The organism is Priestia megaterium, from assembly GCF_023824195.1.
GTDB lineage: Bacteria > Bacillota > Bacilli > Bacillales > Bacillaceae_H > Priestia > Priestia megaterium_D.
In genome coordinates this window covers 4,905,070-4,917,661 of record NZ_CP085442.1, presented here as the reverse complement: position 1 = coordinate 4,917,661, position 12,592 = coordinate 4,905,070, and the positions used below count along the sequence as shown (strand labels likewise).

Here is a 12,592-nt window from a genome sequence, read left to right as displayed (position 1 = left end):
CCTTTCCCGCTGCGGGAAAGGCTTTTTTTTATTTAGGGTCGTTTTCTAATACTTTGTCAATTAGACCGTATTCTAAAGCGCGTTCAGCAGTCATGAAATTATCACGATCTGTATCACGTTGTAGCACTTCTAACGGTTGACCTGTACGCTCAGCTAAAATTGAATTTAGTTTTTCGCGTAAGAATAGAATACGTTTTGCCGCGATTTCGATTTCAGTAGCTTGTCCTTGAGCACCACCAAGAGGTTGATGAATCATTACTTCACTGTTTGGAAGAGCAAAACGTTTGCCCTTTTCACCAGCAGCCAGTAAGAAAGCACCCATTGATGCAGCCATACCGATACAAATTGTAGAAACTTTTGGCTTAATGAATTGCATCGTATCATAGATAGCCATTCCAGCTGTAATAGAGCCACCTGGACTGTTGATATAAAGTGAGATATCTTTTTCTGGGTCTTCAGCAGCTAAGAATAAAAGCTGAGAAACGATTGAGTTAGCTACATTATCGTCAATAGCACTACCCAAAATAATAATGCGGTCTTTTAATAAACGTGAATAAATGTCATAAGCACGTTCACCACGGTTTGTTTGTTCAATAACTGTAGGAATTAAGTTCATATTAAATTCCTCCTTAACAAGAATAATTTGTTATGTACCTATAATACACGTATGGTCAATAAAGGTCAAACAAAAGAACCTCTACTACACATATTCGCTTAAAAGACTATGTATTCCTCTTTGACATTATTAAAATTTTTCCCCCTTCTAAAAAAAATAAACGTAGTATTCTATTGAAAAGAGAAGTTTTCTCTCCTATAATGGAAGTTGTGACAAATATGCCCTCGTAGTGTAGTGGATAGCACAAGAGATTCCGGTTCTCTTAGGGTGGGTTCGAATCCTGTCGAGGGCGTCTTAAAACGTTGCGGATTACGCAACGTTTTTTATTTTGAGTAAAAAGGCTCATCTTTTCAAAGAATAATATTTATTTTTCTCCTATAACCCTTTATACGCGCAAGGAAGCAAGAAATTAATTCCATTGTACCGGTTGCGGAATTTGTCAGAATACTATAAAACAGTATATAAGGAAAAGAAACACGGAGGAGGAATAAATATGAAATATAAGAACAAATTTTTCATTGTCAGTGCATCGTTAGCGCTATTGCTATCTGCATGCGGGACGAACGAAGATTCTGCTCAGCCGAAGTCTAATGATCAAGCAGAAAATGTTCAGCAGGATACGGTTTCTAAATCTGATCAAACATCAGGCGCTGAAAAAGAAGAGACGAAAAAAGATGCTGATTCTAGCGAGGCCTCAACCAAACCTTCAGGAAGTCAGTCATCAACTAGCGAAACAGCTGAAGATAAACAGCCGACGCCTTCTTCAGAAACAAAACCAATAAAAAGCCCAGAACAAGACTATTCTATCCAAGTAATGGACGGCTATAAACTAACGGGTGAAGAACCAGGAAAAGATGCATTAGTATTAACTTCAGATGATTCTCAATTTATGCGTATTGAAATGCTCTCATCAGAAACGTCGATGGACGAGGCCGCTCAATCTGTTAAACAAACGGCAACAGCAGTTAATAAAAATGCAGCAGAGAAAAAGAATCTTGAAGAGAATGGAATCTTCAAAGATTCTGTTTGGTATGAAGCCACATCTGGCGATCATACGGTAAACGTCGTGTTGGTTAAAGGAAAGAAACCAATGAAGCTAACCATCTTCACGAAAAATGACGAAGAAAACTTGGACAAGTTTATGCAAATGGCACAAACCATTCAATAAGTAATTCTTCTATATATTATACACATGCAGAAAATTCGACATGACGAAGAAAACGTCATGTCGGATTATTACTCGGATCATGTCATGTGGTTGGTGCGAATTATAATGAAAAGTTATAAAGGTACATAGCTCTATTACTTTTTTGATGGTTAGTAATTAAAAATAGGATGAACCGCTTCGTTAGCAAAGGTTGACGGAGATTTTTTGATGAAAAAATTACATATAAAAAATAGTTACATGCTCTTTGAAAGCGTTTTTATAGTAAAATAGATGAAGGGGAGGGGAGAAATAATGGAGATTGGATTATTTCAGCAGCAGTCGTTAAAGCTGACGATGTCAAAAGAATTATCACAAGCTATTTCTCTTTTACAATATTCATCGATGGATATTGTAGCGTTTTTACATGAGCAGGCGCTTCAAAATCCGCTTATAGATTTTTCAGAGCTGCCCGTCTATACATCTCACAATCAAAAAAATCATGCAACTTCTGATTCAACAGATTATATGAGCAGTATACCAGCTCCTAAAGAAACGCTGTACGAACATTTAATGAATCAATCCGCATTGTTAAAATTAGATGAATGTGAGCAGGCAGCCGTTGAATTTGTTATTCATAGTCTGGATGATGCCGGCTATTTGCACGATGAGTTAATCATACTTGCTAACCAGCTTGGCCAAGGTCAAGAGCAGGTTGAAAAGGCTCTTCAACTTGTGCAGCAGATGGACCCGGCAGGAGTAGGGGCAAGAAGTTTACAAGAGTGCTTAATGCTTCAATTAAAAAGAAGTAATCAATGGACAGAAAAAATAGAGCAAATTTTGACACATCACTTTGAGGAATTTGCGTATAAAAAATGGATGAAAATCTCAAAGTTATGTCAAATCTCACTTGAAGCTCTTCAACAATTACATGAACAGATTAAGAAATTAAATCCTCGTCCTGGATCATTTTATATGAAGTCCAATGAACGATTCATTGTACCGGATTTTATTGTAAAAATTGAAGATGGAAATGTCGTTGCTTATGCAAATGAGGATTTGGAACCTCGTCTTTCAGTGAATGAACAATACAAACTTCAGCTGAAAAATAGGCAGAACCAAGAAATGTTTTCTTATTTGCAAGAGAAATATCGTGAATTTCAATGGATTATGAAAAGTTTACACACACGCAAAGATACATTAAACGCATTAATGAATACCTTACTCGTTGAACAAGAAGCATTTTTTAAAAAGGGTCCTTCGTATTTGAAGCCGTTAACAATGAAGGAAGTAGCGGAACAAACGTCTGTGCATGAATCAACGATTAGCCGTGCTACTCGGCACAAATATATTCAAACGCCTTTTGGCACCTTTTCAATGAAATCTTTTTTCTCAACTAGTATTCAACTGGGCAACAACGAAGCGACTTCTACAACTCACGTAAAAGAACTGCTTAAAAAGCTAGTATCAGAAGAAAACAAACAGCGTCCGCTTTCAGATCAGCAGTTGGCTAACGTCTTGCAAAGCAATTATAACGTTACTATTTCAAGAAGAACGGTAGCCAAATATCGAGATCAATTAAACGTTCTACCATCCAGTCAACGAAAACTTTTTGTCACGCAGTAAAGGAGTGGGAATGTGGAAGTCGTACTGTATACCAAAAATGGCTGTCACTTATGCGATGATGCAAAGAAGCTGCTTGCAGAGCTGCAGTCGGAGTTTCCCTTTCAGCTTATTGAACGAGATATTTACAAAAACGATGAGTGGCTGGAAAAGTATCATCTTGCCATTCCTGTAGTAGAAATGGATGGAGAAGAAGTGGAATACGGAAAAATAACAGGTATTCCGTTAAGAAAACGCTTACTTTTAAAAATAGGCAACACATGAGTTGAATAAAGGATTCACTCCTGTTAGAATAGATTTTGTAGCAGGGTGAATTTTTTTTGCGCAAGGTGGGACATAATATGTCTATATGGGACAAAATGTGTCCAGCGAGTTTATGCCTTAAGGGGATTTTAACATGCGTTCTTTAATAGAAGTACAACGAAAATTATTACCTGAACTTCTCTCAGTTATGCAAAAGCGCTATCAAATCTTGCAATACATACGTTTAATGCAGCCGATTGGCCGCAGAAACTTAGCTGTAAGCCTTGGGCTAACAGAGCGTGTGTTACGAAGCGAAGTAACATTCTTAAAAGAACAAGATTTGATTGACATTTACCCTAGTGGAATGACGCTTACAAATGAGGGAGAACTCCTTCTGGCTGAATTAGAAGAAGTAATGAAGGAAGTTTCAGGACTTCGATTATTGGAAACAACATTAAAAGAGGCGTTTTCTTTATCAGAAGTTGTTGTTGTATCTGGAGATAGTGATCAGTCTCCTTGGGTCAAAAATGAAATGGGTCGAGCATCTGTTTCGTGTATCAAGGAGCGCCTTGTTGGTAAAAAAAATACCGTTGCTGTTACAGGTGGTACCACGCTTGCCGCCGTTGCCGAAATGATGACACCTGATTTAAAACACCCTGATGTACTTTTTGTACCTGCTCGCGGAGGGCTAGGTGAAAATGTACAAAACCAAGCAAATACGATTTGTGCTAAGATGGCTGAAAAGTCCATGAGTCACTATCGCTTGCTTCATGTTCCAGATCAGCTTAGTGATGAAGCATACCGATCCATTATCGGTGAACCATCTATTAAAGACATGCTTCATTTAATTAAGTCTGCTGGTATGGTTGTTCATGGAATAGGAGACGCTATGACAATGGCAGAACGCCGTAAAACACCACAAGCTGACTTAGAAAAAGTGAAAAATGGACATGCTGTAGGTGAGGCATTTGGATACTATTTTAATCATCAAGGCGAAGTTGTTCATAAAGTTAAAACAGTTGGCATACAACTCGATGATTTAAAGAACAATAAATGTGTTATTGCTGTTGCAGGAGGTTCATCAAAAGCAAAGGCAATTAAAGCGTTTATGCAACAAGCGCATGATTCGATTCTCATTACAGATGAAGGCGCCGCGAAAGAGTTAGTAAGGGATTTTAATTAATCCCTCATATAAAAAAATACTTTTTACATTCAAGGAGGAAATACCCATGGCAGTAAAAATTGGTATTAACGGATTTGGTCGTATCGGCCGTAACGTATTCCGTGCAGCTTTAAAAAATGATAACGTTGAAGTAGTAGCAATTAACGACTTAACAGATGCTAACATGCTTGCTCACCTTTTAAAATATGATTCTGTACACGGAAAATTAGATGCAGAAGTAGTAGTAGATGGTAGCAACTTAGTAGTAAACGGTAAAACAATCGAAATCTCTGCTGAACGTGACCCAGCTCAATTATCTTGGGGCAAACAAGGCGTAGAAATCGTTGTTGAATCTACTGGATTCTTCACAAAACGCGCTGACGCTGCAAAACACTTAGAAGCAGGAGCTAAAAAAGTAATCATCTCTGCTCCAGCATCTGACGAAGATATCACAATCGTAATGGGTGTTAACGAAGACAAATACGATGCGGCTAACCACAACGTAATTTCAAACGCTTCTTGTACAACTAACTGCTTAGCGCCATTTGCTAAAGTGTTAAATGACAAGTTCGGTCTTAAACGCGGAATGATGACAACAGTTCACTCTTACACAAACGACCAACAAATCTTAGACTTACCACACAAAGATTACCGTCGTGCTCGTGCAGCTGCTGAAAACATCATCCCAACTTCAACTGGTGCTGCTAAAGCTGTATCTCTAGTATTACCTGAATTAAAAGGTAAATTAAACGGTGGAGCTATGCGTGTTCCAACTCCAAACGTTTCTTTAGTAGACTTAGTTGCTGAACTTGACAAAGAAGTAACTGTTGAGGATGTAAACAACGCTCTTAAAGAAGCTGCTGAAGGCGATCTTAAAGGTATCCTTGGTTACAGCGAAGAGCCACTAGTATCTGGTGACTACAATGGTAACATCAACTCTTCTACAATCGATGCATTATCTACAATGGTAATGGAAGGTAACATGGTTAAAGTTATCTCTTGGTACGACAACGAGAGCGGATATTCTAACCGTGTAGTAGACCTTGCTCAATACATCGCTGCTAAAGGACTATAAGAATAACTTAAAATTCGTTTCTATTTTATTCAATAAGACAGAAATCGACTAGACTTTCCTTTTTTATTGGATATCTGAAAATAGAACGACTATAATAAGACTTGCTAAGGAAGAGAGGGGCATACCCCCTCTTCCTTGATTTATGTATTGGCTTCTACATGAAAAAGCGTCATAAGCAGCTAACTGGAGTTTCACTTTATATAGAAAGGCGCCAATATATAAAATGAAATGTACGGTGGTTTGTGGATTGATGATTACATAGAAGCCTACTTGCTTAGTACCATAAATACTTAAGGAGGCCTTTTAACGATGAACAAAAAAACGTTGAAAGACATCGATGTAAAAGGAAAGCGAGTATTTTGTCGCGTAGACTTTAACGTACCAATGAAAGACGGGAAAGTAACAGACGAAACTCGTATTCGTGCAGCTATTCCTACTATTCAATATTTAGTAGAACAAGGTGCAAAAGTAATTTTAGCTAGCCATCTTGGACGTCCAAAAGGCGAAGTTGTTGAAGAGTTACGTCTAAATGCTGTTGCAGAACGTTTACAAGCTCTTCTTGGTAAAGACGTTGCAAAAGCTGACGAAGCTTTTGGTGAAGAAGTAAAGAAAACAATCGACGGTATGAGCGAAGGCGATGTTTTAGTACTTGAAAACGTACGTTTTTACCCAGGTGAAGAGAAAAACGATCCTGAATTAGCAAAAGCATTTGCTGAATTAGCAGACGTGTACGTAAACGATGCATTCGGTGCAGCTCACCGTGCGCATGCTTCAACAGAAGGAATTGCACAACATATTCCAGCAGTAGCAGGTTTCTTAATGGAAAAAGAGCTTGATGTGCTTTCAAAAGCATTATCAAACCCAGAACGTCCATTTACTGCAATCGTTGGTGGAGCAAAAGTTAAAGACAAAATCGGTGTAATTGACCACTTGCTTGATAAAGTAGATAACTTAATCATCGGTGGAGGACTTTCTTACACATTTATTAAGGCACTAGGCCATGAAGTAGGTAAATCACTTCTTGAAGAAGACAAGATTGAACTTGCAAAATCTTTCATGGAAAAAGCTAAGAAAAACGGAGTAAACTTCTACATGCCAGTGGACGTGGTAGTAGCAGATGACTTCTCAAATGATGCTAATACTCAAGTTGTATCAATTGAAAACATTCCAAGCGATTGGGAAGGCTTAGACGCAGGACCGAAAACGCGTGAAATCTATGCTGACGTAATCAAAAACTCTAAGTTAGTTATTTGGAACGGACCAATGGGTGTATTTGAATTAGACGCATTTGCTAACGGAACAAAAGCAGTAGCTGAAGCTTTAGCAGAAGCAACTGACACATATTCAGTAATCGGCGGAGGAGACTCTGCAGCAGCTGTTGAAAAATTCAATTTAGCTGATAAAATGAGCCATATTTCTACAGGTGGCGGTGCGTCACTAGAGTTTATGGAAGGTAAAGAACTTCCAGGCGTAGTTGCATTAAACGATAAGTAAGTTTATGTTTCAGTAAGACGGAGGACCGACCTGACGACTGATAATATAAAACATTATCAAGCAGCGAAGAAGGGTGACCAAGAGATAAAAGGGACCGAATCACTTTTAACAGCACCCTCTTGGACATCTAACGCGTGAAGGGAAAACCCACAATAAACAAAGGACGGTGTTATACATGCGTAAACCAATTATTGCAGGAAACTGGAAAATGAACAAAGTACTTTCTGAAGCAACTAGCTTTGTTGAAGAAGTAAAAGGAGCAGTACCATCTCCTGAAAGCGTAGATTCAGTAGTATGTGCACCTGCACTATTTTTAGATCGTTTAGTAGAAGCGACTAAAGGCACAGACTTAAAAATTGGTGCACAAAACATGCACTTTGAAGAAAACGGTGCCTTCACTGGAGAAGTGAGCCCTGTTGCCTTAGCAGACTTAGGTGTGAACTATGTCATTTTAGGACACTCTGAGCGTCGTGAAATGTTTGCTGAAACGGACGAAACAGTAAACCAAAAAACAATTGCTGCATTCAAACACGGTTTAACACCAATCGTTTGCTGCGGTGAAACAAACGAAGAGTATGAACAAGATCAAACAAAAACAGTTGTAGCTAATCAAGTACAAAAAGCATTAGCTGGTCTAACTGATGAGCAAGTAAAGCAAACGGTTATCGCATATGAGCCAATCTGGGCAATCGGTACAGGTAAATCTTCAACTGCTGAAGGTGCAAACGAAGTTTGTGCATACATCCGTAGCGTTGTTGCAGAACAATTCTCTCAAGATGTTGCAGATGCTGTACGTATTCAATACGGCGGTAGCGTAAAACCTGCTAATATTAAAGAATATATGTCTCAATCAGACATTGACGGAGCTTTAGTAGGTGGAGCAAGCTTAGAAGCAGATTCTTTCTTACAGCTTTTGGAGGCTGGTAAGTAATGAGTAAAAAGCCAGTAGCATTAATCATCTTAGATGGTTTTGCATTACGCGATGAAGATAAAGGTAATGCGGTAACACATGCAAAAAAACCAAACTTCGACCGTTTCTGGAACGAGTATCCTCATGCTACACTTCAGGCGTCTGGAGAAGCTGTAGGCTTACCAGAAGGCCAAATGGGTAACTCTGAAGTAGGTCACTTAAACATCGGCGCAGGCCGAATTGTGTACCAAAGCTTAACTCGTGTAAACGTAGCAATTCGTGAAGGCGAGTTTGAACAAAACGAAACGCTTCTAGCAGCTGTAAAGCACGCAAAAGAAAAGGGTACAAACCTTCATCTTTTCGGACTTTTATCTGATGGCGGTGTACACAGTCATATCGAACATCTATATGCATTATTGCGTCTAGCTAAGAGTGAAGGCTTAGAAAAAGTCTATATTCATGGCTTCTTAGATGGTCGTGACGTAGCACCTCAATCTGCTGAAACGTATTTAAAAGAACTTAATGAAAAAATTGAAGAGTACGGCGTTGGTGAAATTGCAACAATTTCAGGACGTTACTACTCAATGGACCGCGACAAACGCTGGGAGCGCGTAGAGAAATCATACCGCGCAATGGTGTACGGCGAAGGTCCATCATATACAAGCGCTGAAGAGTGCGTAAAAGATTCGTATGAAAATGGAATCTATGACGAATTCGTTTTACCTTCTGTTATTACAAAAGAAGACGGATCGCCAGTTGCGACAATTCAAGACGAAGATGCAGTTATTTTCTACAACTTCCGTCCGGATCGCGCAATTCAAATTTCAAATACGTTCGCAAACGAAGATTTCCGCTCATTTGATCGCGGTGAAAAACATCCGAAAAACTTACATTTTGTATGTCTAACTCACTTCAGCGAAACAGTTGACGGATATGTAGCCTTTAAGCCAATTAACTTAGATAACACGCTTGGTGAAGTATTATCTCAAAATAACTTAAAGCAGCTTCGTATTGCCGAGACAGAAAAATATCCTCACGTAACGTTCTTTATGAGCGGTGGACGTGAAGCAGAGTTTCCTGGTGAAACACGTATCTTAATCGATTCACCAAAAGTAGCAACATATGACTTGAAACCCGAGATGAGTGCTTATGAAGTGACGGACGCGTTGCTTGCAGAAATCGAAGGCGATAAGCAAGACGCTATTTTATTAAACTTTGCAAATCCTGATATGGTAGGCCATTCAGGTATGTTAGAACCAACGGTAAAAGCGATTGAAACAGTAGATGAGTGCTTAGGCAAAATTGTAGATGCAATTTTAGCTAAAGGCGGTACAGCAATCATCACAGCAGACCATGGTAATGCTGATGAAGTGATTACGCTTGAAGGTAATCCAATGACGGCTCATACAACGAATCCTGTTCCAGTAATCGTAACCAAACAAGGCTTAGAACTTCGTGAAGACGGTATTCTAGGAGATCTAGCTCCTACGATGCTTACTCTTCTAGATGTAGCACAGCCAAAAGAAATGACAGGTAAAACATTAATTAAATAATTAATTATAAAGGAGAGTTTTAAAATGCCAGCAATTCTTGACATTTATGCACGCGAAGTATTAGATTCTCGCGGTAACCCAACAGTTGAAGTTGAAGTATATACTGAATCAGGCGCTTTCGGACGCGCTTTAGTACCAAGTGGTGCTTCTACTGGTGAATACGAAGCAGTAGAATTACGCGATGGTGACAAATCTCGCTACCTAGGTAAAGGTGTATTAAAAGCAGTAGAAAACGTAAACGAAATTATCGCTCCTGAATTAGTAGGTATGGACGTAACTGATCAAATCGGTATCGACCGCCTTATGATCGAGTTAGACGGTACTGAAAACAAAGGTAAATTAGGTGCTAACGCTATTCTTGGTGTATCTATGGCAGTAGCTCACGCAGCAGCTGACTTCGTAGGTCTTCCATTATACCGTTACCTTGGTGGATTCAACGCTAAGCAATTACCAACTCCAATGATGAACATCATCAACGGTGGTTCTCACGCTGATAACAACGTTGACTTCCAAGAATTCATGATCTTACCTGTAGGAGCTCCTACATTCAAAGAAGCAATCCGTATGGGTGCTGAAGTATTCCACGCGTTAAAATCTGTTTTAGCTGCTAAAGGCTTAAACACAGCTGTAGGTGACGAAGGTGGTTTCGCTCCTAACTTAGGTTCTAACCGTGAAGCATTAGAAGTAATCGTAGAAGCAATCACAAAAGCTGGTTACGAAGCTGGTAAAGACATCCAATTAGGTATGGACGTAGCTTCTTCTGAGTTCTTCAACAAAGAAACTGGTAAATATGACTTAGCAGGCGAAGGCCGTACAGGCGTAACTTCTGCTGAAATGGTAGATTTCTACGAGCAGTTAGTTAACGAATTCCCAATCGTTTCAATCGAAGACGGTTTAGACGAAAATGACTGGGATGGTCACAAGCTATTAACTGAGCGCATTGGCGGCAAAGTACAGCTTGTTGGTGACGATCTATTCGTAACAAACACGAAAAAACTTGCTCAAGGTATCGAACAAGGCGTAGGTAACTCTATCCTTATCAAAGTTAACCAAATCGGTACATTAACTGAAACATTCGAAGCTATCGAAATGGCTAAACGTGCTGGTTACACAGCAGTAGTTTCTCACCGTTCTGGTGAAACTGAAGATGCAACAATCGCTGATATCGCTGTTGCAACAAACGCTGGTCAAATCAAAACTGGTTCTATGAGCCGTACAGATCGTATTGCGAAATACAACCAATTACTACGCATCGAAGACGAGCTAGGTGTTTTAGCTGTATACGATGGCGCTAAATCTTTCTACAACTTAAAAAAATAAGTTGAAATTATAAAAAACGGATGACGATTGTCATCCGTTTTTTTACGTTAAAATCCGGTGTATTTCACTGCCATTACTTGTACGAGAGGGTTTTTTATGATAAATTAACCTTAGCGTAGTGCGCGTACTTTATCCCCGGTAATGCCAATCAGAAGGGATGAAGAAACCCCGCTGATTGACTATTACTTGGTGTAGGAGGTGTGTCTTAGTGCATACATTGCTGATTACTTTGCTAGTGATTGTTTCAATTGCTTTGATTGTTGTGGTCGTTTTACAATCAAGTAAAACTACTGGATTATCTGGAGCTATTTCCGGTGGAGCTGAAACGTTATTTGGGAAACAAAAAGCACGTGGAATTGACTTAGTTTTACACCGTTTGACAGTAGTGTTATCTATCTTATTCTTTGCGTTAACACTTGCTGTATCTTATTTCAAACTTTAATATGTTACTGGATAGACTGCCACCTAATGCATATGTACTTGGTGTATACCAACTTATGTATTAGGTGGTTTTTTAATGGGCGTGTTGAATACTTTAATTTCATTTTTAAGTAATGATATAATATAGCTTTAGAAAAAAGTACTAAATATAGTATAAAAGCGTAAAAGTGGATGGCCACATCTCTTGTTATGTGATGACCGTCACATAAATACATGTTTTTTTCTATTAGGACTGCAGATATTATAACTAAAAGGAGTTAAATGATATATGAAAATTGCACAACCAAAGCCATTTACATTTGAAGGCGGCGAAAAAGCTGTTTTATTACTTCATGGTTTTACCGGAAATTCTGCTGATGTTCGTATGTTAGGTCGTTTTTTAGAGAAAAAAGGATACACATGCCACGCACCTCATTACAAAGGACATGGCGTAGCGCCTGAAGAACTTGTTCATACTGGTCCAAAAGATTGGTGGAAAGATGTCATGGACGGCTATGAGTTTTTGAAAAGCAAAGGTCATGAAAGTATTGCCGCTGTAGGTCTTTCACTAGGTGGCGTATTTTCACTGAAATTAGGTTACACTGTACCTATAAAGGGTATTGTGCCTATGTGCGCCCCTATGTATATAAAGAGTGAAGAAGTCATGTATGAAGGTGTTTTAGCGTATGCACGCGAATATAAAAAGCGTGAAGGTAAATCGTCTGAACAGATTGAACAAGAAATGGAAGAGTTCAAGCAAACACCAATGAACACATTAAAGTCTTTACAGGGATTAATCGCTGAAGTGCGAAATTCAGTTGATATGATTTATGCACCGACATTTGTTGTACAAGGTCGTCATGATCATATGATTAATACAGACAGCGCCAATATTATTTATAATAGCGTCGAGTCTCCTACAAAAGATATAAAATGGTACGAAGAATCTGGTCATACCATTACCTTTGATAAAGAGCGTGATCAGCTTCACGAGGATGTATATGCATTTTTGGAATCACTTGATTGGTGATA

The 12,592-nt window shown here is 38.9% G+C and carries 12 protein-coding genes and 1 tRNA gene; 12 read left to right on the top strand and 1 reads right to left on the bottom strand.

Annotated features, from left to right (window positions below):
• Window positions 1-28: 28 nt before the first annotated feature.
• A complete protein-coding gene (gene clpP, locus LIS78_RS25595; protein WP_013059707.1) occupies window positions 29-616 on the bottom strand; it encodes an ATP-dependent Clp endopeptidase proteolytic subunit ClpP in 588 nt (195 codons plus the stop codon).
• Window positions 617-836: 220 nt separating this feature from the next.
• Here clpP and LIS78_RS25590 point away from each other — a divergent pair.
• The 12 genes from LIS78_RS25590 (at window position 837) to LIS78_RS25535 (ending at window position 12,590) form a co-directional block, all read left to right on the top strand.
• Window positions 837-908: transfer RNA gene (locus tag LIS78_RS25590), tRNA-Arg, on the top strand.
• 201 nt (window positions 909-1,109) lie between these two features.
• Window positions 1,110-1,784: a DUF8580 domain-containing lipoprotein gene (locus LIS78_RS25585; RefSeq protein ID WP_195781616.1), complete on the top strand. Its 675-nt coding sequence runs from the start codon at window positions 1,110-1,112 to the stop codon at window positions 1,782-1,784.
• 291 nt (window positions 1,785-2,075) lie between these two features.
• Window positions 2,076-3,386 carry an RNA polymerase factor sigma-54 gene (gene rpoN / locus LIS78_RS25580; RefSeq protein ID WP_074681734.1) on the top strand — a complete coding sequence of 437 codons (1,311 nt, stop codon included), beginning with the start codon at window positions 2,076-2,078 and terminating at the stop codon, window positions 3,384-3,386.
• A gap of 12 nt (window positions 3,387-3,398) precedes the next feature.
• On the top strand, window positions 3,399-3,647 hold the full coding sequence (locus tag LIS78_RS25575; RefSeq protein ID WP_043977322.1) for a glutaredoxin family protein: 249 nt from the start codon (window positions 3,399-3,401) through the stop codon (window positions 3,645-3,647).
• A 133-nt stretch (window positions 3,648-3,780) separates the two neighbouring features.
• Window positions 3,781-4,809 (top strand): sugar-binding transcriptional regulator, encoded by a 1,029-nt coding sequence (locus LIS78_RS25570; RefSeq protein WP_013085386.1) that lies wholly within the window; start codon window positions 3,781-3,783, stop codon window positions 4,807-4,809.
• Between the two features lie 46 nt (window positions 4,810-4,855).
• Complete coding sequence (gap, locus tag LIS78_RS25565) at window positions 4,856-5,863, top strand: type I glyceraldehyde-3-phosphate dehydrogenase (protein WP_013059702.1); 1,008 nt, start codon at window positions 4,856-4,858, stop codon at window positions 5,861-5,863.
• 309 nt (window positions 5,864-6,172) lie between these two features.
• On the top strand, window positions 6,173-7,357 hold the full coding sequence (locus tag LIS78_RS25560; RefSeq protein WP_195781618.1) for a phosphoglycerate kinase: 1,185 nt from the start codon (window positions 6,173-6,175) through the stop codon (window positions 7,355-7,357).
• A gap of 175 nt (window positions 7,358-7,532) precedes the next feature.
• Window positions 7,533-8,288, top strand: coding sequence for a triose-phosphate isomerase (gene tpiA / locus LIS78_RS25555; protein WP_013085385.1), 756 nt, complete (start codon window positions 7,533-7,535; stop codon window positions 8,286-8,288).
• Complete coding sequence (gene gpmI / locus LIS78_RS25550) at window positions 8,288-9,820, top strand: 2,3-bisphosphoglycerate-independent phosphoglycerate mutase (RefSeq protein WP_209150748.1); 1,533 nt, start codon at window positions 8,288-8,290, stop codon at window positions 9,818-9,820. The genes tpiA and gpmI overlap by 1 nt, the downstream gene beginning before the upstream one ends.
• 24 nt (window positions 9,821-9,844) lie before the next feature.
• Window positions 9,845-11,140, top strand: a complete 1,296-nt coding sequence (eno, locus tag LIS78_RS25545; RefSeq protein WP_195695730.1) for a phosphopyruvate hydratase — start codon at window positions 9,845-9,847, stop codon at window positions 11,138-11,140.
• A gap of 208 nt (window positions 11,141-11,348) precedes the next feature.
• A complete protein-coding gene (gene secG / locus LIS78_RS25540) occupies window positions 11,349-11,582 on the top strand; it encodes a preprotein translocase subunit SecG (protein WP_014457843.1) in 234 nt (77 codons plus the stop codon).
• A gap of 267 nt (window positions 11,583-11,849) precedes the next feature.
• Window positions 11,850-12,590, top strand: a complete 741-nt coding sequence (locus LIS78_RS25535) for an alpha/beta hydrolase (RefSeq protein ID WP_195781619.1) — start codon at window positions 11,850-11,852, stop codon at window positions 12,588-12,590.
• The last annotated feature ends 2 nt before the right edge of the window (window positions 12,591-12,592 follow it).